This window comes from Leucobacter allii, assembly GCF_022919155.1.
In the GTDB taxonomy this organism is placed as follows: domain Bacteria; phylum Actinomycetota; class Actinomycetes; order Actinomycetales; family Microbacteriaceae; genus Leucobacter; species Leucobacter allii.
In genome coordinates this window covers 777,305-800,693 of the sequence record NZ_CP095045.1, presented here as the reverse complement: position 1 = coordinate 800,693, position 23,389 = coordinate 777,305, and the positions used below count along the sequence as shown (strand labels likewise).

Sequence of the window (23,389 nt, the reverse complement as noted above, 5' to 3'; positions counted from 1 at the left end):
AAGGCATGGCACGACCTCACCGCCGACTCCTCGGCGCCGCGGCCCTCGCCTGCGCCGCGACCCTCGCCCTGAGCGGCTGCGCCCCCGAACCGGATCCCGCTCCGGCCCCGTCGGCGACGCCGGAGCCGAGTCGCGCCCCGACACCGACGCCGGAGGCGGCGCCCGCCCCGGAGTTCGACCGGACCGCGCACTCGATCGACGACCCGGCCTCGGTGTGGGTCGTGAGCAACAAGCTCCGTCCGCTCGACCCCGTCGACTTCGCCCCGGCCGACCTCGTGATGCCCGAGGGCGTGGAGAACGAGTTCGCCCAGCCGCTGCGCGCGGAGGCCGCGCGCGCCGTCGAGGCGTTCATCGCGGCCGCGGCGGCCGAGGGGCACGGCGTGCGCATCATCAGCGCCTACCGGGACTACGCGACGCAGGTGTCCCTCTACGACGGCTACGTCGCCCGCGACGGGCAGGAGGCCGCCGACGCCTACTCGGCGCGGCCGGGCCATTCCGAGCACCAGACGGGACTCGTGGTCGACCTCGACGACCACGGCGACTGCTACCTCGCGGCGTGCTTCGCGGACACGCCCGCGGGCTCCTGGCTCGCCGAGCACGCCGCCGAGCACGGCTTCATCGTGCGCTACCCGGCGGGGAAGCAGGAGGTCACCGGGTTCATGCCGGAGCCCTGGCACTTCCGCTACGTCGGGACGGGGCTCGCGCAGGAGATGCGTTCGACGGGCACCGCGACGCTCGAGGAGTTCTTCGGGCTTCCGGCGGCCCCGGGGTACGCCGCGTGAGCACGGGCGGGCCCGGCGCGGAGCGCGTCATCCGGGTCAGCGCGGTCGTGATGCGCGATGCCGCCGGGCACGTGCTCCATGTCCGCAAGCGCGGCACCGCGTCGCTCATGCTCCCGGGCGGCAAGCACGAGGCGGGCGAGGATCCGCGGGACACGGCCGTGCGCGAGTTCGGCGAGGAGCTCGGGATCGCGCTCGACCGGGATCGGCTCGTCGCGCTCGGCGTGTTCCGCTCGCCCGCGGCCAACGAGCCCGATCACCTCGTCGAGGCGGCCGTCTTCGAGCATCCGCTCGTGCCCGGCGCGCTCCGCGCGCGGCCGCTCGCCGAGATCGAGCACCTCGAGTGGGTAGATCCCTCGCTGCCGCGCCCCGACATGGCTCCGCTGAACACCGAGCACGTCTTCCCGGCGCTCGGCGACGCGCGCTGACCGCCCGGCGCCGCGGCGCCGAGCGCGAGGGCGACCGCGGCAGACTCCGACGGACTACAGCGGCGGCCGCGGCCCCTGCGGCACGTCGAGGCCGAGCAGCGCGTTCTCCGCGACCTCCATGAGCGCCGGGTGGATCCAGTACTGCCCGCGCGCGGCCGTGTGCGCATCGATGCCGAAGCTCATCGCCGAGACCACGACCTGGATGAGGTTCGAGGCCTGATAGCCGAGGACGTGCGCGCCGAGGATGCGGCCGTCGCGGCGGTCGGCGACGACCTTGAACATCCCCGTCGTGTCCTCCATGGCCCAGCCGTACGCGGTGTCGCCGTACTGCTGGGTCTTGACCGTCACGTGCTCGGCGCCGATCTCGCGCACCGCCTCGGCCTCCGTCAGGCCCACGACCGCGATCTCGGGATCCGAGAAGACCGCCGCGGGGATCGCGTCGTGCCGCGCCTCGCGCAGGGCGCCGGGATGCTCGAGGTTGTGCGCGACGACCCTAGCCTCGTGGTTCGCGACGTGCTTGAGCTGGTGGGCCGAGCACACGTCGCCGAGGGCGTAGAGCCCCGGCACCGGACGCCCGCCGGAGAGCACCCGCTGCGCCGCGTCCACCGCGATCCGGCCATCCGGATGGAGGTCGAGCCCCGCCTCGGCGGCGCCGACGAGATCGGAGTTCGGCCGCCGGCCGAGCGCCACGAGCACGACGTCCGCGGCGATCGTCTCCGCGGTGTCCGAGCCGTCGGGGCGGGCGAGGGATGCGACCACGCCGCCGTCAGGGCCGGCGTCGATCCGCGCGACGGTGCGCTCGAGCCGCAGCTCCCAACGGCGCGCGGCCTCCGCGGTGAAGCGGGTCGAGACGTCGGCGTCGAGCTGCCTGAGCAGGCGCTCCCCGCGCTGCACCTGCACCACCTCGGCGCCGAGCCCGGAGAACACCCCGGCGAACTCGCAGGCGATGTATCCGCCGCCGATGACGAGCACGCGGCGCGGCAGCTCGGGCAGGCGCATGACGGTGTCCGAGGTGTGCACCTGCGGCAGCCCGATACCGGGGATCTCGGGCAGCACGGCGCGCGATCCCGCCGCGATCACGAGCTGCTCGGCCTCGACCCTGGTCCCGTCGGCCGCCTCGAAGCTGCGGGGGCCGGTGAGCGTGACGCGCTGGGAGAGCAGCGTGACGTGCTCCTGCTCGTCGCGCCGGAACCGCTCCCCCGCGGCGGAGATCGCGTCGATCCGGGAGAAGATCCGGTCGCGGATCGCCGGCCAGTCGACGGCCTCGGTGCGCAGCGTCACGCCGAGCCGCGCCGCCTCCTCCGGGCTCCGCGCGAGCGCGGCGGGGCGGACGTACATCTTCGTCGGGATGCAGCCGACATTGAGGCAGGTGCCGCCGAACACGCCCTGCTCGGCGATCACCACCCGCCGCTCGTCCCAGAACGGCGTCAGGAGGGAGTTCCCCGACCCCGATCCGATGATCGCGAGGTCGGCGGCGAGGGTCGAGGAAGTCGTCATGCCGCCATCGTAGGGCAGCCCGCCCGGGCGCCGCGCACGGCTCCATGGGCGGGCCGCGGCTCAGACGAGGCCCTGCTCCGCGAGCCAGTCGGCGGCGATCTCGGCCGCGGGAAGCTCCTCCTCGACGCTGCGCGCGTTGAGCGCGATGAGCTCCTCGGGGGTCAGCGCCGCGCTCACCGCGTCGATCGCGGCCTCGGCCTCCCCGTCGATGCGCTCACTCGCGAGCGGCACGACGTTCGAGGAGAGGAAGATGCCCCGCGTGTCCTCGAGGACGACGAAGTCGTGCTCGGCGATCGCGGGGCTCGAGGTGTAGATGTCGGCGAGCTGCACCGAGCCGTCCTGCAGCGCCTTGACCGTGAGCGGTCCCCCGCCGTCCTCGATCGGGGTGAAGCGCACGCCCTCGATCCCGTAGACCTCCGCGAGCCCCGCCGGACCGTAGGGACGCGTCTCGCCCTCGGAGTTCGCCCCGAAGGTGAGCGGAACGGTGACGTTCCCGAGGTCCTCGATCGTCTCGAGGTCCCACTGCTCGGCAAACTCCCGGGTGACGACGTAGGAGTCCTGATCGGTCGCCGACGCCTGGTCGAGCACCCGCAGCCCGTCGGGGAGCGCATCGGCGAGCTCGGCGTAGACGTCGTCGGGCAGCCGCGCCTCGGTCTCGGCATCGAAGTACTGCAGGAGGTTGCCGCTGTACTCGGGGAAGAGGTCGATGGCCCCCGACTCGATCTCGGGCAGATAGACCTCGCGCTGCCCGATGCGGAACTGCCGGTCCACCTCCGCGCCTTCGGCCTCGAGCGCCTGGGCGTAGAGCTCGGCGACGATCTCGTTCGAGTAGTAGTCCTGGGACCCGACGACGATGGGCGCATCCTGCGCCGGGGCCGCCGCATCCGTCTCGGCGAGCGGGTCGGCGGCGGAGCAGCCCGCGAGGGCCGCGCCGACGGCGAGGGCCCCCGCGGCGAGGACGACGGATCGGGGACGACGGGCGGTCGTGCGGGACGCCCGCGGGCGATCCTCGACGGGGACGGGGCGACGGAGCTGCATCGGTGTTCCTCTCAGTGGGTGGATCGGGGCGCTGCGGCGCGCTGGCACGCGGCGAGCAGGAGTTCGAGGACGAGGGTGAGCACGACAACGAGGACCGCGCCCGCGAGCATCTGCGGGTAGTCGCGGGACTTCAGACCGGCGAAGAGGTAGCGGCCGAGTCCGACGTCGGCGGTGTAGGCGGCGAGCGTCGCGGTCGAGACGAGCTGGAGCGTCGCCGCGCGCACGCCGCCGATCATCACCGGCAGGGCGAGCGGCAGCTCGACGCGCAGCAGCACCTGGGCGGGGCTGAAGCCGATGGCCCGGGCGGCGGCGGGCACCCCGGGGTCCACGGCGCGCACGCCGGCGTACGCCCCGGCGAGCAGGGACGGGATCGCGAGCAGGACGAGGGACAGGAGCGGGGCCGCGAGGCCGATCCCGAGCGCCAGGCCGAAGAGCGTGAGCACGCCGAGCGTCGGCAGCGCGCGCGCCGCGCCGGTCGCCGCGCCGACGAGGCCGGCGCCGCGCCGCGTGTGGCCGATGAGCGCGCCGGCGGGAAGCGCGACGGCGGCGGCGATGCCGAGCGCGAGGGCGGTGAGACCGAGGTGCTGGAGCAGCCGGTGGGGAACGCCGGCCGGGCCCGACCAGTGCGCGGGGTCGAGGAGCCAGGCGACGGCGTCGGCGAAGAGGTTCATCCCCGCTCCGCCCCGCTGCTCCCGCCGGCGGCCGCGGGCGCCTCGGCACCGGATCCCGCACGCGCCTCGGCACCGGCGGCCGCGCGCGATTCGGCACCGGCGGCTGCGCGCGATTCGGCACCGGCGGCTGCGCGCGTCCATGGCGTCAGCGCCCGGCCGATCCCGAGCACCGCGGCGTCGAGCACGAGCGCGAGCACGACGGTCGCGAGGACGCCGGTCCAGACCTCCGCGGCGATGCCGCGCTGGAAGCCGTCGGTGAGGAGCGTGCCGAGGCTCGGGATGCCCACGAGCGCGCCGAGCGTCACGAGGCTGATCGTCGAGACGGTGACGACCCGGATGCCCGAGATCAGCACCGGCACCGCGAGGGGCAGGTCGATCCTCCAGAAGACGCCGCGCGGGGCGTAGCCGATCGCGACCGCCGCTTCGCGCAGCGCCGGATCGACGGCGGTGAAGGCGTCGCACACGGTGCGCACGAGCAGTGCCACGCCGTACACGCCGAGCACGACGACCATCGTCTGCCAGGAGCGCAGCGGCGTGCCGATGAGCGCCGGGATGATGATGAGCAGCGGCAGCGCCGGGATCGCGTAGGCGAGGGTGGCGAGCGACAGCAGCGGGCCGCCGATCCTCGGCCGACGGAACGCGAAGCGCCCGATCGGGAGCGCGACCGCGACGCTGAGCACGATCGCCGGCAGGCTCAGCAGGAGGTGCGCCCACGCGAGCTCCGCGACGAACCCCCAGTTGGCGAGCGGCCAGATCACGGCGCGAGCACCCCGACCGGCCGGCCCGCCTCGTCCACGGCGATGCGCCGTCCGTCGACCTCGGCGACGCTCAGGCGCCGGTCGGCCAGCTCCGCCCCCACGAACTCCCGGACGAAGGCGTTCGCGGGACTGCCGAGGATCTCGGCCGGGGCGCCGCGCTGGGCGATCCGTCCGCCGGCCTCGAGCACCACCACCTCGTCGCCGAGGAGGAACGCCTCGTCGACGTCGTGCGTGACGAAGAGGATCGTCTTGCCGAGCTCCGCCTGCAGCCGGAGCAGCTCCCGTTGCAGCTCGCGGCGCACGATCGGGTCGACGGCGCCGAACGGCTCGTCCATGAGCAGGATGTTCGGATCGGCGGCGAGCGCCCGCGCGACGCCGACGCGCTGCTGCTGCCCGCCGGAGAGCTGGGCGGGGTAGCGCGCGCCGAGGGCGGGATCGAGGCCGACCCGCTCGAGGAGCTCGCCCGCGGCGATCCGCGCGCTCCGCTTCGGCGCGCCGATGAGCACGGGGACGGTCGCGACGTTGTCGAGCACGGTGCGGTGCGGCAGCAGGCCGCCCTGCTGCAGGACGTAGCCGATGGAGCGGCGCAGGGCGACCGGATCGCGCGTGCGGACGTCCTCTCCGTCGATGAGGACGCGCCCCTCCGTCGGATCGACCATGCGGTTCACCATGCGCATCAGCGTGGTCTTCCCCGAGCCGGAGGATCCGACGAGCACGACCGTGCGGTGCGAGGGGACGACGCAGGAGAACTCCCGCACGGCCTCGGACCCTCCCGGATACACCTTGGACACCCGTTCGAACTCGATCACCTCGGTACCCCCGGAGGTCGCGGATCAGGCGTGGCATGGCCATTCACCCTAGCGCGGCACCGGGGCCCCTCCGCAAGACCTTGCCCCGCCGCACGTCTTCGTATATGGGTCGTCGCGACGCGGCTGCGGCTAGGCTCGAGCCGTGCGTTCCTCCCCCGCCCCCGTCGGGCCCGGCCCCGTCTTCACGATCGGGCGGGCGGTGCTCCGGCCGCTGCTCCGGCTGCGCTTCCGGCCGCGGATCTCCGGCGCCGAGCACGTGCCGGATCGCGGGCCCGTGCTGCTCGCGAGCAACCACCTCTCGGGCATCGACACGATCCTCATCCCGTCCTTCTCGCCGCGCAAAGTGCAATTCCTCGCCAAGGCCTCGCTCTTCTCCTCGCGGCTCGGCGGCTGGTTCTTCCGCAGCATCGGGGCCGTGCCCGTGCACCGCGAGGCGTCCTCCGCCGCGCAGGCCGCGCTCGACGCCGGTCGCGAGGTGCTCGCGGCCGGGAACGTGTTCGCCGTCTTCCCGGAGGGCAGCCGTTCCCGGGACGGGCGGCTCTACCGCGGCCGCGGTGGCGCGGCCTGGCTGGCGCTCGAGACCGGCGCGGCCGTCGTGCCCGTGGGGCTCGTCGGCACGAACCGCGCCCTCAGAGACCCGGCGACCGGTCGCGTCCCGCGCATGGAGGTGCGCTTCGGCGCGCCGCTCGACCTTGCCGATCTCGGTGCGCTGCCGCGCGGACGCGCCCGGCGTGAGGCGACCGAGCGCATCATGGCGGCCATCGCCGCGCTCACGGGCCAGGAGCTCGCGGACGACCACGCGGCGGGCGGCCGCGGGGCCTGAGTCGGGCCGCCGGTCGCGACACCGGATCAGCGCTGCACGGGGTCCGCCCGTCGCCAGAGCTCGAGGTCCCGGCGCGTGGGCAGTCCCTCCCAGTCGCCCGGGTGCAGGCAGGCGAAGGCGCCGGCGAGGATCGCGGTGTCCAGGCGCTGCGGCACCGGCGCCCCGGACACGCGCTCCGCGAGGTACGCGCCGACGAACGCGTCTCCCGCGCCCACCGTGTCCACGACCCGCACCGGCGTCGCCGCGCGCTCGTGCTCGGCGCCGTCGATACGCGCGAAGCACCCCCTGGCCCCGAGCTTGACGACCACCTCTGCGGGGCCGAGCTCGGCGAGCGCCGCCGCGAGTTCGGGCACCGGCCGCGCTCCCACGACGATCGCGGCCTCGTCGTCCCCCGCGAAGACGATGTCGGCCGCGGCGATGAGGGCGCGCAGGCGCTCGGCCGCCTCGCCCTCGCTCCAGAGGGCGGAGCGGTAGTTCAGGTCGAGCGACACCGGTACCCCGGCGGCGCGGGCGCGCGCCACCGCGGCGTCGACCGTCGCGGAGGCGCTCGCGGAGAGCGCCGGGGTGATCCCGGTCACGTGCAGCAGCGCGGCCCGCTCGATCGCTCCGGCGGGGACGTCCTCGGGGCGGAGCCGCGACCCCGCGCTGCTCCGCCGGTAGTAGACGACGCGGGACGTGTCCGGGATCGGGCGCTCCTTGAGCATGAGCCCGGTCGCGGCGTCGGGATCGCGCACCACCCGCGGCGTCACGCCCTCGGCGCGCAGCTCGCGCTCGATGAGGTCGCCGACGCTGTCCTCGCCGAGCCGCCCGATCCACTCCGCGGGAGCGCCCAGTCGACTCGCCGCGATCGCGACGTTCGATTCCGCGCCGCCGAAGCCGAAGCCGAGCTGCCGTTGCGCGTGCAGGGGGCCGGGGCGCTCCTGTCTGAGGAGGCCCATCGACTCGCCCAGGGTGACGATCGGACCGCTCGCCCCGCGCGTCATGCCCCGGCTCCCCGGAGCTCGGAGATCGTCCGGCCCAGCTCCCGCGCGCGCTCGGTGAGCGCGCCGAGCGAGCCGCCGTCGAAGGCGTCGCGCAGCAGCGGGCCGCCGAGGCTGACGGCGCAGGCCCCGGCGCGCAGCCAGGCCGCCGCGTCCTCGACCGTGAGCCCGCCCGAGGGCACCACCTCGATGCCGGGGAACGGGCCGCGCAGGTCCGTGAGGTAGCCGGCGCCGAGCCGCGACGCCGGGAACACCTTCACGGCGGTCGCCCCGGCCTCCCAGCCCGTGAAGAGCTCAGTCGGCGTGAATCCGCCGGGGAACACGGGGATCCCGGCCGCGCGGGCGACCGCGATCACCTCGGGGAGCATCGCCGGGGTGACGAGGTACTCGGCGCCGGCCTCGATCGCGCGCTCGGCCTGCGACCGCGACGTGATCGTGCCGATGCCGATCGAGGCGGCCGAGCCGAAGCGCTCGCGCAGCCCCGACATCTCCGCGAACACGCCTGCGGTGCTCAGCGTCAGCTCGACGTGGATCACCCCGCCGGCGACGAGCGCCTCGACGACGGGCGCGTACTCCGCGGCGTGCCGAGCGCGGAGCACGGCGACGATCGGCGAGCGGCGCAGGGAGGCCGGGATCGGGAGCCGCGTCGCGTCGCTCATCGTCCGAGCCATCCGCCGTCGACCGGGAGCACCGTGCCGTGGATGTAGTCGGCGTAGGGGGTGCAGAGGAAGACGACCGCCCGTGCGATGTCCTCCGGCGTCCCCCAGCGGGCGGCCGGGATGCGCTCGCTGAGCTGCCGGTACCGCTCGGGGTCCGCGATGAGCGCCTCGTTCATCTCGGTGCCCACGTAGCCCGGGGCGACCGCGTTGACGTTCACGCCGCGCCCGGCCCACTCGTTGCTGAGCGCCTTCACGAGCTGCGCCACGGCGCCCTTCGAGGCGGCGTAGGCGGGCACGCGGAGCCCGCCCTGGAAGGAGAGCAGCGAGGCGAGCGCGACGATCTTGCCCGAGCCGCGCTCGACCATGCCGCGCCCGAAGCCCTGGCTCAGCTGGAACACGGCGTTGGCGTTCACCTGCATGACCCGGGAGAAGTCGTCGATCGGGAACTCCGTGGCGTCGGAGCGGATCTGCGTGCCCGCGTTGTTCACGAGGATGTCGACCCGGTGCTCGTCGTTCACGGCCTCGACGGTCGCGGCGATCGAAGCGGGGTCCGCGAGATCCACCGCCCGGTGCGCGAGACGGCGTCCGAGCCGTTCCGCCTCGGCGGCGAGGTCCGCGGCCGGCGCCGAGCGCTGCAGCGCCACGACGTCCGCGCCCGCGCGCAGGAGCACCGAGGCGACGGCCGCCCCGATGCCCTGGGAGGCCCCGGTCACGACCGCCGTGCGGCCGACGAGCGCGTCATCGAACATCGGCGGCCTCCTGCAGCGCGGCGGCGTTGACGACGTTCGTCGCCGACAGCCCGGAGCAGAATTCGAGGATCTGCTCCATGGCACGGCGCTTCAGTTCGACGAAGGACTCCTCGCTGTACCAGGCGGCGTGGGGGGTGAGGAGCACCTGCGGGTAGTCGCGCAGCCGGCTGTCGGCGGGAAGCGGTTCGACCTCGAACACGTCGAGCGCCGCCGCGGAGACCGCGCCCGAGTCGAGTGCCGCGATGAGCGCGGCGGTGTCGACGACCCCGCCGCGGCAGGTGTTCACGAGCTTGATTCCGCGCCGCGCCCGGCCGAGCGCCTCGGCGCCGATCAGATGGTGCGTCTGGGGCAGCAGCGGCAGGTGGAGCGAGAGCAGCTGCGATCGCTCGAGGAGCTCGTCCTCCCCCACGACGACGGTGCCGGACGGACTCGTGGACCCCGCGGCGAAGCGCGGATCGACGCCGATCACGGTGAAGCCGAGCCCGCGCGCCTTGCGCGCGGTGGCCTCGCCGATGAGACCGAGCCCGAACACCCCGAAGACCGTCTCCGAGAAGCGATGCAGGGGCTTGACGGGGTCGAGCGAGGCGACGCCGCTGCGCAGGCCGGCGTCGAGCGCGGGGAGGCCGCGCAGCAGCGCGAGGGCGAGGGCGATGGCGTGATCGCTCACGTCCTCCGTCCCGTAGTCGGGCACGTTGCAGACGGCGACGCCCCGGGCGGACGCCGCGTCGACGTCCACGGTGTCGACGCCCACGCCGTAGCGCCCGACCGCGCGCACGGCGGGCAGCGCGGCGAGCACCCGCTCGGTGACGGGCGCGTACTGCGTGAGCAGCGCGACCGCGCCCGCGGCGCGCCCGGCCGCGATCACCTCGTCCTCGTCTCGGCACTGCGCCGTCACGAGGCGGTAGCCGAGCCGCGCGGCGACGCGCTCCTCGATGGCGACGTCGCCGTGGTCGCAGTCGGTGATCAGCACGGTCGGCTGGATCTCGGGGGTCACGCTACCTCCAGGGGCTCGAATTTTGAAACATCATTTCATAACATTCGATCCCCGTAAAGCGCCGCTCCCGCGCCGCCGCGCGTCCGCCTAGACGAGCAGCGCCTCCGGGGCGCCGAGCGCCCGGCTCACCCCGCGCGCCGACTCCGCGACGAGCCCGCCGAAGCGCTCCCCCGCCTCGCTCGACACCCGCGAGGTCGGGCCGGCGACGCTCAGCGCGGCGCAGGCCGCGCCCGTGTGATCGAAGATGGGCGCGGCGAAGCCGACGATCCCTTCGCGATTCTCGGAGTCGTCGATCGCGTAGCCGCGTTCGCGCACCTCCGCGAGATCGGCCCGCAGCCGTTCGGGATCCGTGATGGTGCGCACGGTCCGGGCCACGAGCTGCGCCGGCAGATGCTCGCGGAGGCGATCCTCGGGGACGTGGGCGAGGATCGCCTTGCCGATCGCCGTGGCGTACGCCGGGATCGAGTCCCCCACCTTGCTGAAGAACCGCACCGGCTGCGGGCTGTCGACGAGCTCGATGTACACGACGTCCGCCCCGGAGAGGATGCCGAGATGTGCGGTCTCGCCGGTCTCCGCCACGATCGCGCGCAGCGCGGGCAGCGCGACGCGGCGGTAGTCGATGCGCCCCAGGTACTCCGAGCCGAGCCGGGCCGTGAGCATGCCGAGCGAGTACACCCCGAGCTCCTCGTCGAAGTGCAGCAGGTTCCGCCGGGTGAGGGTGAGCAGCATGCGCTGGGTGGTCGCCTTGCTGAAGCCGAGCACGCCCGTGCAGTCGGCGAGCGTCACCCCCGGCCGCGGCGCTCCGGCGATGAACTCGAGCACGTCGATCGCCTTCTCCAGGCTCTGCGTCCCCGTGACGCGCTCGCTCGACGTCAGCCCTCCCGACGAGATGACCCGTTCGCTCATGCGTTTCGACCCCTTTCGATCATGGGCGACGGTGCGGCCGCATGCGCGACCGCACCGTCGCCCCCATCCTACGAACCGGCCCGTGTTACAAGTTCGCGAACGGCGTTGACAACGTATCTTCAATCATGAGACAGTGTTTCAAATTTCGCAATGCCGCTGTGTCGATCCCATCGACGGCGGTCGCACACCGAAAGGCCGCCAGAGATGCCCGCACCGCTGTTCGCTCCGAACGACCGCGACCGACTGACCGAGATCGAGCTCGGGCCGAGTCCCGCCCCCGCCCGGATCCTTTCCGGCGCGCCCGAGACGTCCGAGCTCATCCTCCATGAGGCCCCGGGACTCGAGATCGGCGTCTGGGAGGTGACCCCTGGTGCGTTCCGCTCCACGAAGCAGGGGATCTCGGAGTTCATGGTGTTCCTGGCCGGTCGCGGCACCATCACCCGGGAGTCGGGCGAGGTCGTCGCGATCGAGCCGGACGCGTTCGTCTCGCTCCCCGACGGCTCCGAGGTCGTCTGGGACGTCGTCGAGACCGTCAGGAAGGTCTACGTGATCACCGACACGACGCCGGCGGTTGCGCGATGAGCGCGCCCCATCGCGCCGGGGAACGGGGCGAGCGATGACCACCCGCACCACCGGCATCCCCACCGTGCGCCGGCCGAAGCGCCCCGTCTTCGAACTGAGCCGGGCGCCGCAGCTCGCGCTCGGGCTCGGCGTCATCGCCTTCTTCCTCATCTTCTTCGTCTGGCCGCTGCTGGACGTCGTGCTCCGCAGCGTGAGCGTCGACGGCATCGTCGACTGGTCGGCCTTCGCGTTCACCTGGGACAACTACGTCGCCATCGCGCAGGACGAGTTCCTCCACCTCGTCGAGTGGCGCACCGTCGTGCTCGCGGTGAACTCGACCGTCATCGCCTTCGCGCTCGGGTTCCCGACGGCCTACTTCATCTCGCGGCTGCCCAAGCGCGCGGCGGGACTCGTGCTGCTCGCCATCCTCATCCCCTTCCAGGTCTCGATCGTGGTGCGGCTGTTCGCGGTGACCTCGATCCTCAGCCCGAACGGCCTGCTCAGCCAGGCGTCCCAGTCCCTCGGAGGCGAGCAGTTCTCCCTGCTCTACACGCAGGCAGGCACGCTCGTCGGCACGGTCATGTACCTGCTGCCCTACATGATCCTGATCCTCTACGCGGGCATGTCGGGCGTCGATCACAACGTGCTGCTCGCGGCGAAGACGCTCGGCGCGTCGGGGACGCAGACGTTCGTCAAGGTCTTCCTGCCGCTCATCCGCACCTCGATCCTCAGCGCGGCACTCCTGTGCTTCATCCTCGCCCTGAGCTTCTTCATCGTGCCGGCGATCCTCGGCGGCCCCCAGGAGCAGACCGTCGCGGTGTACATCCAGCAGCAGATCGACCTCTTCCAGTGGGGCATCGCCTCGGCGCTCGGCGTGGTCCTCCTCGTGGCGACCCTCTTCCTCTACATCGCGGTCATCCGCTTCGGCGGCGGCTTCACCGCCCCCGGCCTCGGCAGCGTGCAGGCCAAGGGGGTGAGCGCCGAGCAGCGCTTCACCTGGGGACCGAGCACCATCGTCACGGGGATCCTCTCCGCGGTCTCCCTCGTCGTGCTGATCCTGCCCGTGCTCATCGTCTTCCCGCTCTCCGTCGGCGAGACGAAGACCGTCGTCTTCCCGCCGCGCGGCTTCACGATGCAGTGGTACGGCGAGGTGCTCACCACCTCCACCTGGCTCAGCCCGACGCTGCGGAGCGTGCTCGTCGCGCTGCTCACCGGCATCGTGGCGACGGCCCTCGCGCTCTATCTCGCGCGCGTCGTCCAGACGGCGAAGTCGGAGCGCACGAAGATCTTCCTCTCGGGGATCGCCTTCGCGCCGCTGATCACCCCGACCATCCTCCTCGCGATCGGCATCTACGCGGTGGAGCTGAGGCTCGACCTCGACGGCACGATCCCCGGGCTCGTGCTCGCCCACACGCTCATCGCGTTCCCCCTCGCGTTCGCGATGCTCAACACCGCCCTCTCCTCGCGCGGTCTCGACCTCGAGACCGCCGCATGGACGATGGGGGCGTCGCGCACGGCGGCGTTCTGGAAGGTCACCGCCCGCGGGATCCTGCCCGCGATCCTCGGCGCCTTCGGCCTCGCCTTCGTCACCTCCTGGGACGAGGTCGTCCTCGCGCTGTTCCTGCAGACCGGCCCCGTGAAGACGCTGCCGGTCACCATCTACCAGTACCTCGAGAGCGGCATCGTGCCGACGGTGCCCGCGATCGCGGCGCTGCTGACGATCCTCGTCGTCCTCGTCATCCTCATCCAACGTCTCGCGCAGCGTCGCAGCCGCGCCCAGCTCTCATCCGCCGGAAAGGAATGAGCACCGCCATGTCGAATCCCCTCGCTGACGCATCGGCCGCCACCAAGCGGGGCGAGGTGACCGTCGATCGCGTGAACTGCGATTTCCACGGCACCCGCGTCCTCTTCGAGACCGACCTCGTCGTCGAGGCCGGCGAGTTCTTCACCCTGCTCGGCCCCTCGGGCTCGGGCAAGACCACGCTCCTGCGCATCATCGCCGGCCTCATCGACATCGACGAGGGGACCGTCGCGATCGACGGGGTCGACGTGACGCGGCTCCCGACCCAGCAGCGCGACATCGGCTTCGTCTTCCAGAACTACGCGCTCTTCCCGCATCTCACGGTGGCTCAGAACATCGCGTTCGGGCTGAAGATCCGGAAGGTGCGCAAGGAAGCGCTGCGCAAGCGCGTCGACGAGATGCTGGAGCTCGTCGAACTCGGGCCGCTGGCCGACCGCTTCCCCGCGCAGCTCTCCGGCGGGCAGCAGCAGCGCGTCGCCCTCGGCCGCGCGCTCGCCCAGCGCCCGCGCGTGCTGCTCCTCGACGAGCCGCTCGGGGCGCTCGATCGGCGCCTGCGGCAGGATCTCGGCGCCGAGATCCGCCGCATCCAACAGGAGTCGAACACGACCGCCGTCTACGTCACGCACGACCAGGAGGAGGCCTACATCCTCTCCGATCGCATGGGCGTGATGGAGGCGGGCTACATCCGCCAGGTCGGCACCCCGGCCGAGGTCTACGGCTCGCCCAGGGACAGCTTCGTCGCGAACTTCCTCGGCGAGACCAACACCTTCGCCGCGGAGGTCGCCGGACACGACGGGGAACTCACGGTCGTGCGGGCGAACGGCTTCTCGGTCCCCGCGCGCGGCAACGCCGCGCTCGCGGGCGGATCGCTCTGCCGGCTCAGCATCCGCCCCGAGCACATCCGACTGAGCCCCGACGCGGCGTCGGCACCCGAGGGCTTCCATCCGGTGGCCGAGGTCCGCGTCACCGACGCCCGATTCTTCGGCCAGACCATCCGCGTACGCCTGGCCGACGAGCACGGCCAGTACCTCGTCGACCTCGACAACGAGGTGCGGATCCCGAACGCCGGCGAGTCCGCGGTGATGAGCGTGCGCCGAGGCGCGGCCGTGCTCCTCCCCGCGGGCTGACCCCGGCCCGCAACACCCCAACCCCCGCAACACACCCCTGCACCATCGATCATCAAGGAGGACCCGATGAAGGGCTTCACTGCACGGACCGGCGCGCTCTGCGCGCTGACCCTGACCGGCGCGCTCGCGCTGACCGCCTGCTCCGGCGGCGGCGACGCCGGCGGCACCGCCGAGGAGGGCGAGGCGTCGCTCTCCGGCGAGATCCTGTTCTACGACACCAGTGGCGGCGACGTCTGGACGGGGCTCGACGAGACGCTCTTCGCCGACTTCACCGAGGAGACCGGCGTCACCGTCGTCGACGATTACAACGAGGCGTCGACGAAGTTCTTCGCCGCAGCCCAGAACGGCGCCGTCGACTGGAGCCTCGTGTTCCTCCCCTCGGTGAGCGACGCCCAGACGGCCGCGGATAACGGCTACCTCGCGGAGATCGACACGAGCATCGTGCCGGTCGATCAGCTCGTCGAGGGCAGCTATTCGGACACCGGCATCGAGGTGGGCACCTTCGGCATGGTGCTCGCGTGGAACGAAGACGTCTGGCCCGCCGACGGCGAGCACCCCGAGACCTGGGAGGATCTCTACGATACGGAGGCCTTCCCCGGCCAGCGCTGCCTCTTCAACAACCCGCAGTACGGCTGGACGCTCGAGTCCGCGCTCCTCGCCGACGGCGTGGCCGCCGACGAGCTCTACCCGCTCGACACCGATCGCGCGCTCGCCAAGCTGGAGACCATCAAGGACGACGTGACCTGGTGGTCGAGCGGTGCGCAGTCGATCGAGAGCTTCGAGAACGGCTCATGCGACCTCGGCATCGTCTGGGCGAACCGCGCCTACACCGCGAAGCAGGACAACGGCTTCCCGATGGGCGTGAGCTGGGATCAGGCGGGCTACGCGAACAGCGTCTGGGCGATCCCCGCAGACGCGCCGAACCCGGAGGCCGCCCAGCACCTGCTGAAGAGCGTCATCGAGAACGTCGACGGCCAGGTCGCCTTCGGCGACCGCGTCCCCACGCCGATCCCGGCCGCCACCGCGGGCGTCGAGGTCGGGGACTTCGCCGAGACCGCGCAGCCCTTCCTCCCCGTCGGCGAGAACGTCGCGAACGCGATCGCGCTCGACGCGGCCTACTACGAGGAGCACAACGCGGAACTCACCGATCTGTTCAACCGCTGGGTCGCCGAGTAGGCCACCCGCACCCGCGGGGCGGGGGATCGCTCCCCCGCCCCGCACCACCCGAGAGAGGAACACGATGAAACTGGTCTGCATCGACGGGGAGGCGCAGTACGCCTCGATCGTCCGGCGCGATGTCATCGACCCCCTGGCCGCGCGCGGCCATCAGCTCGACTGGTTCGAGGAGCGCTTCGCCGACGTCGACGCGACGATCGCCCGCGCCCAGGGCTACGACGGCGTCTACATCATCGGCGACCAGGGCCCGCTCCCGGAGGCGTTCCTCCGCAGCGTGCCCGGCCTGAAGCTCGTGAGCTTCGTCGGCACCGGAGCCCACCGCTTCGTGAACGTCGCGGAGGCCGAGTCCCTCGGCATCACGGTAACGAACGTCCCCGACTTCGCGAGCCGCAGCGTGGCCGAGCACGCGATCGCCCTGCTGTTCGCCGTGGCCAGGCGCGTCCCCGAGGCCGACGCCATCGTGCGGGCCGGCGATTGGGAGAAGCGGCAGGGCCTGAAGCTCGCCGGGCGCACGCTCGGCGTCGTCGGCACCGGCGCCATCGGGCGCGAGGTGATCCGCATGGGGCACGCGCTCGGCATGGACGTGCGCTACTGGAACCGCACGGAGCGCCCCGAGATCGAGGCGGGACTCCCCGGTCGCCGCGTCCCGCTCGCCGAGCTCTTCGAGACGAGCGACGCCGTGAGCCTCCACCTCACCCACACCGCCGAGACCGAGGGGATCATCTCGGCGGAGCTGCTCGAGCGCCTGCCCGAGCGCGCGATCGTCATCAACACCGCTCGCGCCGAGCTCCTCGACACCGCCGCGCTCTGCGCGCTCCTGGAGCGCGGCCGCCTCTTCGGCGCCGGGCTCGACGTCTTCGCCTCGGAGCCGCCCGAGCTCTCCGAGTTCCCGCTCGAGCAGCGAAACCTCATCCTCACCCCGCACGTCGGCTTCCACACCGACGAGGCGGACGACGTCTTCAAGATCGCGGGCGAGAACATCCTCGCCTTCGCCGACGGCGCGCCGCGCAACGTCGTCACCAGCTCCTGACCCCCACCCACCGCAGCCACCGAAGGAACCCCACAGCATGCACATCCGTCACGCGACGCACCCCGACGAGCTCGTCAAGATGACCGACGAGGAGCTCCGCGCCCGCTTCGTCATCAGCGACCTGTTCGTCCCCGGCGAGGTCAGGGCCGTCTACAGCCACGAGGACCGCATGGTGCTCGGCGGCGTGCAGCCCCGCCCCGGCGCGGCGCCGCTCGTCCTCGAGAACTACGCGGATCTCCGGGCCGAGTTCTTCTGCCAGCGGCGCGAGCTCGCGGTCACCTGCATCGGCGGCTCCGCGACGGTCGTCGTCGACGGCACCGCGCACGCGCTCGGGGCGATGGACGTGCTCTACGTCGGGCAGGGATCCCGGGAGGTCTCCTTCGCCGCGGACGCCGAGGGCACCCGCCTCTTCCTGTCCTCGGCGATCTCGCACGCCACCCACCCCACGAAGCTCATCCCCGCGACCGAGGCGCTCACGACCCAGACCGGCGAGCAGTTCCACGCGAACGAGCGCACGGTGCGCAAGCACCTGCACGAGGACGGCGCCCCGAGCAGCCAGCTCGTGCTCGGCATCACGTCCCCGCACGAGGGCAACGTGTGGAACAGCATGCCGCCCCACACGCACGATCGGCGCACGGAGGTGTACCTCTACTTCGGGCTCGGCGAGGGCGAACGGCTCTTCCACTTCATGGGGACGCCGGGGCGCACCAGGCACGTCGTGCTCCAGGACGGCGACGTGGTCATCTCCCCCGCCTGGTCCATGCACTTCGGCGCCGGCACGAGCAACTACTCCTTCCTCTGGGTGATGGCGGGCGAGAACCAGTCCTTCGCCGACATGGATCAGATCGCCGTGCCTCAGATCTGAGCCGTCCGGATCGGGGACCGTCGATGCCCCGGATGCGCGTGCGCGTCCGGGGCATCGCCGCGTCGACGGCCGTCCGCGATCCCCAGCAGGCTCCAAGCGAGCGGGGGCGCCCGGCTGTGTAGTCTGGAAGCACCACGTCTGACCCACGAGAAGGAATCCCGTGAGCCACCCCAGTGCCTCCTCCGATCAGGAGGGCCGATCTCCCGACCCCCTCGCGTCGAGAGGGGGTGAGTCCCGGTGATCGCGGAAGTGCTCACCCTGCTGCTGGGCGTGCTGCTCACGCTCGCGATCATCGCGGCCTGCGGCTTCTTCGTGGCCCAGGAGTTCGCGTACATGTCCGTCGACCGCTCCCGCATGACGGCGCTCAGCGAGCAGGGCGACGCGCAGGCGGCGCGCGTGCTGGCGATCACGAAGCGCACCTCGTTCATGCTCTCGGGGGCGCAGCTCGGCATCACGGTGACGGGCCTCCTCATCGGCTACGTCGCGGAGCCCCTGATCGGCGCGTCGATCGGCGCACTGCTCGGCGGCGTCGGCATCGACCCGGTCGTGTCCCTGCTCATCGGCACGAGCGCCGCACTGCTGCTCGCGACCGTGGTCACGATGATCTTCGGTGAGCTCTACCCGAAGAACCTCGCCATCGCGAGCCCCGAACCGCTCGCCCGGGCCCTGGCGATGCCGACGCGCATCTACCTCATGCTCTTCGGGTGGCTCATCACGATCTTCGACCGCGCGGCGAACGTGCTGCTGCGCCTCGTGCGGATCGAACCGCTCGAGGACGTGGACGAGAGCGCCACGCCGCGCGATCTCGAGGCGATCATCGAGGAGTCCCGCCGCAGCGGGCACCTCCCCGACGAGCTGTCGATGGTCTTCGACCGCATCCTCGACTTCCCGCGGCGCGACGTCGAGCACGCGATGGTCCCCCGCTCCCGCGTCGACGCGGTCCCCGCCGGCGCCACCGTCGGCGAGGTGCGCGCGATGATGGCCACCGGGCACACCCGCTACCCCGTCACGGGCCCGGCCGACGAGCCGATCGGCGTCGTCGAGCTGATCGATCTGCTGCGCGGCGATCACGACGACCGTCTCGAGGTCGCCGAGGTGATGCGCGAGGCCGTGATCCTCCCGACCGCGATGCCGCTGCCCGCCGCGCTCGACCGGATGCGGCAGACCCGCAACGAGCTCGCCTGCGTCGTCGACGAGTACGGCAACTTCGACGGGATCCTCACCGTCGAGGACCTCACGGAGGAGGTCGTCGGCGAGATCGCGGACGAGCACGACGACGCCCCCTCCGGCCCGGTGCGCGTGGGCGACCGCGCCTGGGTGCTCGACGGCGACGTGCACCTCGACGAGATCGAACGGCTCATCGGACACGATCTCCCCCGCGAGGAGGACGAGACGATCGCCGGGCTGCTGATCCGCGAGCACGGGGATCTGCTCCCCGAGGGCGGCGCGGTGAGCGTCATCCTCCCCGCCACCGCCTCGGAGGCGGTGCAGGGGATCGCGGTGCAGCGCCGGCTCGAGATCGTGGTCGTGGCGGTCGAGCGCCACGTCCCGTCGCGGCTCCGGGTGAGCCTGCACGAGGATGCGGAGGGCTCACGATGAGCTGGTGGCTGGTGACGCTCATCACCATCGCGCTCATCGTGGCGAGCGCCTTCTTCGTGATCGTCGAGTTCGCGCTGCTCGCGGCGCGGCGCCACCGGCTGGAGGCCGAAGCGGGGCGGAGCCGGTCGGCCCGCGCCGCGCTCCGCAGCATGAACGAGCTCACGGTGCTGCTCGCCTTCGCCCAGCTCGGGATCACCATCTGCACCTTCCTCCTCGGCGCCGTGACCAAGCCCGCGATCGACTACGCGCTGTCTCCGGTCTTCGCCCGGTGGGGGCTGCCCGAGGCGCTCGCCGACGTGAGCGCGTTCGTGATCGCCCTCGTCGTCGTGACCTTCCTCCACCTCGTGATCGGCGAGATGGCGCCGAAGTCCTGGGCGATCGCGCACCCCGAGACGGCCGCGAAGGCGACCGCGGTGCTGGCGCGCGGCATGACCTGGCCGCTGCGGCCGTTCCTGCTGTGGATCAACCGCATCGCGAACCGCCTCGTCGCCGCCTCGGGCGTGGAGCCCGTGGAGAAGGCGGCCGCGGGCGGGCAGGACGCAGACACGATCCGCGAGCTCGTCGCCCACTCCCGGGCCGCGGGCGCCCTCGACGGGCAGTACGCCGACCCCATCGCCCGGACGATCGCGCTGAGCACGCTCACCGTCGGCGAGATCGCCGAGACGGACGCTGCGCCGACCGCGGTGCCCGCGACCGCCACGGTCGCCGAGCTGCAGGCCGCCGCGGCGGCGTCGGGGCATCTGCGCATCCTCATCGGAGACGGGCCGGAGTGCCGGGTCGCCCACGTGCGCGACACGCTGACGGCGGCTCCGTCGACGCCCGCGGCGAGCGTCGCCCGCCGGCCGTTCGTCCTGCCGCCCGGCACCTCGGCCACCGAGGCGCTGGCGAGCATGCGGGCCGCGCGCGAGCAGCTCGCGGTGGTCGTCGACGCGGGGCGCCTCATCGGCGTGGTCACGCTGGACGATCTGCTCGGCGAGATCCTCCCCGGGTCCGCCGACGGACCGGAGGGCGCCGCCCGGGAGCCCCTGCCCGCCTGACCGCCCGCGGCGCAGCCGCCCGCCCGGTCGGCGCGCCGCGGGCGTCCATGCGTCACAATGGTGCCATGGACGGCAACGGAGCTGACGTCATCATCGTGGGGGCGGGCCTCGCCGGGCTCGTGGCCGCCAGGGAGACCGTGCGCGCGGGACTGCGGACGATCCTGGTGGACCAGGAAGGACCGCAGGATCTCGGCGGCCAGGCGTGGTGGTCGTTCGGCGGCCTCTTCCTCGTCGATTCGCCCGAGCAGCGCCGGCTCGGGGTGCGCGACTCCCCCGAGCTCGCCTGGCAGGACTGGCGCGGCAGCGCCGGCTGGGACCGTCTGGCCCCGGAGGCGGACGGCGCCCCCGGGGCCGATGCCTGGGCCGAGCGGTGGGGACGGGCGTACGTCGACTTCGCCGCCGGGGAGAAGCGCTCCTGGCTCCGCGAGTCCGGCATCGAGCTCACGCCCGTGGTCGGCTGGGCGGAACGCGGAGATCTGACGGCCGGCGGGCACGGCAACTCCGTGCCTCGCTTCCACATCCCGTGGGGCACCGGCACGGGGGTCGTCGGGCCCTTCGCCGACGCGGCCGCGGAGGCCGTCGCCGCGGGGCGCGCGGAGATCCGCCACCGGCATCGCTGCGACGGGCTGCTCGTCGAGGGCGGCCGAGTCGTCGGCATCCGCGGCAGCGTGCTCGCCGAGGACCGGACGCCGCGCGGCGCCGCATCGAATCGCATCGTCGAGCGCGACTTCGAGCTGCGGGCCGATGCGGTCGTCGTCGCGAGCGGCGGCATCGGCGGCGATCACGAGCTCGTGCGCCGCTTCTGGCCGGATCGGCTCGGCACGCCGCCGAGCCGCATGGTCGCCGGGGTGCCGGCGTACGTCGACGGCAGGATGCTCGGGATCGCGGAGGAGGCGGGGGCCCGCCTCGTCAATCGCGACCGCATGTGGCACTACACCGAGGGCGTGCGCAACTGGGCGCCGGTCTGGCCCGGTCACGCGATCCGGATCCTGCCAGGCCCCTCGCCGCTCTGGCTCGACGCGCTCGGACGGCGGCTGCCGCCCCCGGCCCTCCCCGGCCACGACACGCTCGGAACGCTGCGGCTGCTGCGCACCGACCCCGCGATCGCGGGGTTCGACCATTCCTGGTTCATCGTCACCCACCGCATCGCCGCGAAGGAGTTCGCGCTCTCGGGCTCGGAGCAGAACCCCGATCTCACGCACCGGGATCGCCGCCTGCTCCTGCGGACCCGTCTCGGACGGGGAGCCCCCGGTCCGGTGCAGGCCTTCATCGACCGCGGCGCCGACTTCGTCTCCGCCACCGGCGCCGCCGAGCTCGTCGCCCGCATGAACGCGCTGACCCCGGATGCGCCGCTCGACCCCGCGGCCGTCGAGCGCGTCATCCGCGAGCGCGACGCGGAGCTCGCCAACCCCTTCTCGAAGGACGCGCAGCTGCACAGCATCCGCAACTCCCGGCGCTACCTCGGGGACCGGCTCACGCGCACGACGGCGCCGCACCGGCTCCTGGATCCGGCGGCCGGCCCGCTCGTCGCCGTGCGGCTGCACGTGCTCACGCGCAAGAGCCTCGGCGGCATCCAGACCGATCTCGATTCCCGCGTGCTCGACCCGCGCGGCGCGGTGATCCCCGGGCTGTACGCCGCGGGCGAGGCCGCGGGCTTCGGGGGCGGCGGCGTGCACGGCTACAACGCGCTCGAGGGCACCTTCCTCGGCGGCTGCCTCTTCTCGGGGCGGGCCGCCGGGCGCGCGGTCGCGGCGGAGGCGCGCTGAACCGGTGCCGGAGCGGCGGGAGCCTAGGCCGCGAGCGCCGCGAGCAGCGCCTCGCGCACGACGGCGAGGCCGCGATCGAGCTCCTCGGCGGTGATGGTCAGCGCGGGCAGGAACTTCAGCACCTCGTCGCGCGCGCCCGAGGTCTCGATGACGACGCCGCGCGCGAAGGCCTGCGCGGAGACCGCGGCGGCGAGCTCCGGCCGCCCCGGGGCGGCGAGCCCGAACATGAGCCCGCGTCCGCGCACGGTGAAGCCGGCCTCGGGCGCCTCGGCGGCGAGGCGCTCGAGGGCGCGGCGCAGCTGCACGGAGCGCTCGGCGATCGCGTCCGTGAAGGCGGCGTCGGCCCAGTAGGTCTCGAGGGCGACCCTGGCGCTCACGAAGGCGAGGTTGTTGCCACGGAAGGTGCCCGTGTGCGCGCCCGGCTTCCAGACGTCGATCTCGGGGCGCAGCAGGAGCAGCGCCATCGGGAGCCCCGAGGCCGAGATCGACTTCGACACGGTGACGAGATCGGGCACGATCCCCGACTCCTCGAAGCTGAAGAAGGCGCCGCTGCGCCCGACGCCCGCCTGGATGTCGTCGACGATGAGCAGGATGCCCCGCTCCTCGGTGATCGCGCGCAGCCGCCGGAGCCACGCCGCGGAGGCGACGTTGATGCCGCCCTCCCCCTGGATCGCCTCGACGATGACGGCCGCGGGGAGGTCGAGCCCGGAGCCCGGGTCGTCGAGCATCTTCTCGAGCAAATCGAGCGTGTCGAGATCCGCCCCGAGGTAGCCGTCGTAGGGCAGCCGGGCGATGTCGCCGAGGGAGACTCCGCCCGCGGCCCGGTACTTCTCGTTGCCCGTCGCGGCGAGCGCGCCGAGGCTGAGCCCGTGGAAGCCGCCCGTGAACGCGACGACGTTCCGCCTGCCGGTGGCCTGGCGCGCGAGCTTCAGCGCCGACTCGACGGCGTTCGCGCCGGTCGGCCCCGTGAACTGGAGCTTGTAGTCGAGGCCGCGCGGCGCGAGGACGAGCCGCTGGAACGCCTCGATGAAATCGCGCTTCGCCGAGGTCGCCATGTCGAGGCCGTGGATGATGCCGCCGCTGCCGAGGTACGCGGCGAGCGCCTCGGTGAAGACCGGATTGTTGTGCCCGTAGTTGACGACGCCCGCGCCGCTGAAGAAGTCGAGGTACTCCCTGCCGTCCTCGGCGACCAGCACCGAGCCGCGCGCCGTCTCGAAGACGACGGGGAACGAGCGGATGTAGCCGCGCACCTCGGATTCGAAGCGGTCGAACACCTCAAGCTGGCTCATGCATCCCGTTCTTTCTCTGCGGGCGCGGGATCCCCGCGCGGCCTCCG

Annotated in this window: 23 protein-coding genes; 12 read left to right on the top strand and 11 right to left on the bottom strand. The window is 72.9% G+C overall.

What is annotated here, in order from left to right; translation table 11 throughout:
* Positions 1-5 precede the first annotated feature (5 nt).
* Complete coding sequence (locus MUN78_RS03580; protein ID WP_244728865.1) at positions 6-782, top strand: M15 family metallopeptidase; 777 nt, start codon at positions 6-8, stop codon at positions 780-782.
* Positions 779-1,207, top strand: coding sequence for an NUDIX hydrolase (locus tag MUN78_RS03575; RefSeq protein WP_346730608.1), 429 nt, complete (start codon positions 779-781; stop codon positions 1,205-1,207). The genes MUN78_RS03580 and MUN78_RS03575 overlap by 4 nt, the downstream gene beginning before the upstream one ends.
* A 54-nt stretch (positions 1,208-1,261) precedes the next feature.
* Here MUN78_RS03575 and MUN78_RS03570 read toward each other — a convergent pair whose 3' ends face one another.
* Genes MUN78_RS03570 through MUN78_RS03550 form a run of 5 tightly spaced genes read right to left on the bottom strand, consistent with a single transcriptional unit; the run spans position 1,262 to position 5,980 of the window.
* Positions 1,262-2,704, bottom strand: coding sequence for a mycothione reductase (locus MUN78_RS03570; protein WP_244693215.1), 1,443 nt, complete (start codon positions 2,702-2,704; stop codon positions 1,262-1,264).
* A gap of 60 nt (positions 2,705-2,764) precedes the next feature.
* Positions 2,765-3,742, bottom strand: coding sequence for an ABC transporter substrate-binding protein (locus MUN78_RS03565; RefSeq protein WP_244728864.1), 978 nt, complete (start codon positions 3,740-3,742; stop codon positions 2,765-2,767).
* Positions 3,743-3,753: 11 nt separating this feature from the next.
* The gene (locus tag MUN78_RS03560) at positions 3,754-4,413 is read right to left on the bottom strand and encodes an ABC transporter permease (RefSeq protein ID WP_244693211.1); all 660 of its coding nucleotides are present in this window, start codon (positions 4,411-4,413) and stop codon (positions 3,754-3,756) included.
* Positions 4,410-5,171, bottom strand: coding sequence for an ABC transporter permease (locus MUN78_RS03555; protein WP_244728862.1), 762 nt, complete (start codon positions 5,169-5,171; stop codon positions 4,410-4,412). Before MUN78_RS03555 ends, MUN78_RS03560 begins: the two co-directional genes overlap by 4 nt.
* Entirely contained in the window at positions 5,168-5,980 is an 813-nt protein-coding gene (locus tag MUN78_RS03550; protein ID WP_244728860.1) for an ABC transporter ATP-binding protein, read from the bottom strand. Before MUN78_RS03550 ends, MUN78_RS03555 begins: the two co-directional genes overlap by 4 nt.
* 142 nt (positions 5,981-6,122) lie before the next feature.
* Between MUN78_RS03550 and MUN78_RS03545 the strand changes: the two genes are divergently transcribed.
* A complete protein-coding gene (locus MUN78_RS03545; RefSeq protein WP_244728858.1) occupies positions 6,123-6,803 on the top strand; it encodes a lysophospholipid acyltransferase family protein in 681 nt (226 codons plus the stop codon).
* 26 nt (positions 6,804-6,829) lie between these two features.
* Here MUN78_RS03545 and MUN78_RS03540 read toward each other — a convergent pair whose 3' ends face one another.
* The 5 genes from MUN78_RS03540 to MUN78_RS03520 form a co-directional block, all read right to left on the bottom strand.
* Positions 6,830-7,786 (bottom strand): sugar kinase, encoded by a 957-nt coding sequence (locus MUN78_RS03540; RefSeq protein WP_244728856.1) that lies wholly within the window; start codon positions 7,784-7,786, stop codon positions 6,830-6,832.
* Complete coding sequence (locus MUN78_RS03535; protein ID WP_244693203.1) at positions 7,783-8,442, bottom strand: bifunctional 4-hydroxy-2-oxoglutarate aldolase/2-dehydro-3-deoxy-phosphogluconate aldolase; 660 nt, start codon at positions 8,440-8,442, stop codon at positions 7,783-7,785. The genes MUN78_RS03540 and MUN78_RS03535 overlap by 4 nt, the downstream gene beginning before the upstream one ends.
* Entirely contained in the window at positions 8,439-9,191 is a 753-nt protein-coding gene (locus MUN78_RS03530; protein WP_244728854.1) for an SDR family oxidoreductase, read from the bottom strand. Before MUN78_RS03530 ends, MUN78_RS03535 begins: the two co-directional genes overlap by 4 nt.
* Positions 9,181-10,185, bottom strand: a complete 1,005-nt coding sequence (locus MUN78_RS03525; protein WP_244728852.1) for a C-terminal binding protein — start codon at positions 10,183-10,185, stop codon at positions 9,181-9,183. Before MUN78_RS03525 ends, MUN78_RS03530 begins: the two co-directional genes overlap by 11 nt.
* An 87-nt stretch (positions 10,186-10,272) precedes the next feature.
* Positions 10,273-11,091: an IclR family transcriptional regulator gene (locus tag MUN78_RS03520; protein ID WP_244728850.1), complete on the bottom strand. Its 819-nt coding sequence runs from the start codon at positions 11,089-11,091 to the stop codon at positions 10,273-10,275.
* 204 nt (positions 11,092-11,295) lie between these two features.
* Here MUN78_RS03520 and MUN78_RS03515 point away from each other — a divergent pair, with 204 nt between their 5' ends.
* The 9 genes from MUN78_RS03515 (at position 11,296) to MUN78_RS03475 (ending at position 22,053) form a co-directional block, all read left to right on the top strand.
* A complete protein-coding gene (locus MUN78_RS03515) occupies positions 11,296-11,673 on the top strand; it encodes a cupin domain-containing protein (protein WP_244728848.1) in 378 nt (125 codons plus the stop codon).
* 34 nt (positions 11,674-11,707) lie between these two features.
* Positions 11,708-13,456 (top strand): ABC transporter permease, encoded by a 1,749-nt coding sequence (locus MUN78_RS03510; RefSeq protein WP_244728846.1) that lies wholly within the window; start codon positions 11,708-11,710, stop codon positions 13,454-13,456.
* A gap of 8 nt (positions 13,457-13,464) precedes the next feature.
* Complete coding sequence (locus MUN78_RS03505; protein ID WP_244728845.1) at positions 13,465-14,580, top strand: ABC transporter ATP-binding protein; 1,116 nt, start codon at positions 13,465-13,467, stop codon at positions 14,578-14,580.
* Between the two features lie 66 nt (positions 14,581-14,646).
* Positions 14,647-15,756: an extracellular solute-binding protein gene (locus tag MUN78_RS03500; RefSeq protein ID WP_244728843.1), complete on the top strand. Its 1,110-nt coding sequence runs from the start codon at positions 14,647-14,649 to the stop codon at positions 15,754-15,756.
* 64 nt (positions 15,757-15,820) lie between these two features.
* The gene (locus MUN78_RS03495) at positions 15,821-16,786 is read left to right on the top strand and encodes a 2-hydroxyacid dehydrogenase (protein WP_244728842.1); all 966 of its coding nucleotides are present in this window, start codon (positions 15,821-15,823) and stop codon (positions 16,784-16,786) included.
* Positions 16,787-16,823: 37 nt separating this feature from the next.
* Positions 16,824-17,651: a 5-dehydro-4-deoxy-D-glucuronate isomerase gene (gene kduI / locus MUN78_RS03490; RefSeq protein WP_244728840.1), complete on the top strand. Its 828-nt coding sequence runs from the start codon at positions 16,824-16,826 to the stop codon at positions 17,649-17,651.
* Positions 17,652-17,888: 237 nt separating this feature from the next.
* Positions 17,889-19,250, top strand: a complete 1,362-nt coding sequence (locus tag MUN78_RS03485) for a hemolysin family protein (RefSeq protein ID WP_244728838.1) — start codon at positions 17,889-17,891, stop codon at positions 19,248-19,250.
* A complete protein-coding gene (locus MUN78_RS03480) occupies positions 19,247-20,287 on the top strand; it encodes a CNNM domain-containing protein (protein WP_244728837.1) in 1,041 nt (346 codons plus the stop codon). Before MUN78_RS03485 ends, MUN78_RS03480 begins: the two co-directional genes overlap by 4 nt.
* Before the next feature lie 65 nt (positions 20,288-20,352).
* Entirely contained in the window at positions 20,353-22,053 is a 1,701-nt protein-coding gene (locus tag MUN78_RS03475; RefSeq protein ID WP_244728835.1) for an FAD-binding dehydrogenase, read from the top strand.
* 23 nt (positions 22,054-22,076) lie between these two features.
* Here the strand turns inward: MUN78_RS03475 and ectB are convergent, their stop codons facing one another.
* Positions 22,077-23,342: a diaminobutyrate--2-oxoglutarate transaminase gene (gene ectB, locus MUN78_RS03470; RefSeq protein ID WP_244728833.1), complete on the bottom strand. Its 1,266-nt coding sequence runs from the start codon at positions 23,340-23,342 to the stop codon at positions 22,077-22,079.
* Positions 23,343-23,389 lie beyond the last annotated feature (47 nt).

Bases quoted from the DNA above. Each gene is read 5' to 3' on its own strand.
- MUN78_RS03505 (WP_244728845.1), top strand. From the start codon at position 13,465: ATGTCGAATCCCCTCGCTGACGCATCGGCCGCCACCAAGCGGGGCGAG.
- MUN78_RS03580 (WP_244728865.1), top strand. From the start codon at position 6: ATGGCACGACCTCACCGCCGACTCCTCGGCGCCGCGGCCCTCGCCTGC.
- MUN78_RS03560 (WP_244693211.1), bottom strand. From the start codon at position 4,413: ATGAACCTCTTCGCCGACGCCGTCGCCTGGCTCCTCGACCCCGCGCAC.
- MUN78_RS03565 (WP_244728864.1), bottom strand. From the start codon at position 3,742: ATGCAGCTCCGTCGCCCCGTCCCCGTCGAGGATCGCCCGCGGGCGTCC.
- MUN78_RS03495 (WP_244728842.1), top strand. From the start codon at position 15,821: ATGAAACTGGTCTGCATCGACGGGGAGGCGCAGTACGCCTCGATCGTC.
- kduI (WP_244728840.1), top strand. From the start codon at position 16,824: ATGCACATCCGTCACGCGACGCACCCCGACGAGCTCGTCAAGATGACC.
- MUN78_RS03475 (WP_244728835.1), top strand. From the start codon at position 20,353: ATGGACGGCAACGGAGCTGACGTCATCATCGTGGGGGCGGGCCTCGCC.
- MUN78_RS03515 (WP_244728848.1), top strand. From the start codon at position 11,296: ATGCCCGCACCGCTGTTCGCTCCGAACGACCGCGACCGACTGACCGAG.
- MUN78_RS03535 (WP_244693203.1), bottom strand. From the start codon at position 8,442: ATGAGCGACGCGACGCGGCTCCCGATCCCGGCCTCCCTGCGCCGCTCG.
- MUN78_RS03570 (WP_244693215.1), bottom strand. From the start codon at position 2,704: ATGACGACTTCCTCGACCCTCGCCGCCGACCTCGCGATCATCGGATCG.
- MUN78_RS03510 (WP_244728846.1), top strand. From the start codon at position 11,708: ATGACCACCCGCACCACCGGCATCCCCACCGTGCGCCGGCCGAAGCGC.
- ectB (WP_244728833.1), bottom strand. From the start codon at position 23,342: ATGAGCCAGCTTGAGGTGTTCGACCGCTTCGAATCCGAGGTGCGCGGC.
- MUN78_RS03540 (WP_244728856.1), bottom strand. From the start codon at position 7,786: ATGACGCGCGGGGCGAGCGGTCCGATCGTCACCCTGGGCGAGTCGATG.
- MUN78_RS03480 (WP_244728837.1), top strand. From the start codon at position 19,247: ATGAGCTGGTGGCTGGTGACGCTCATCACCATCGCGCTCATCGTGGCG.
- MUN78_RS03500 (WP_244728843.1), top strand. From the start codon at position 14,647: ATGAAGGGCTTCACTGCACGGACCGGCGCGCTCTGCGCGCTGACCCTG.
- MUN78_RS03520 (WP_244728850.1), bottom strand. From the start codon at position 11,091: ATGAGCGAACGGGTCATCTCGTCGGGAGGGCTGACGTCGAGCGAGCGC.
- MUN78_RS03530 (WP_244728854.1), bottom strand. From the start codon at position 9,191: ATGTTCGATGACGCGCTCGTCGGCCGCACGGCGGTCGTGACCGGGGCC.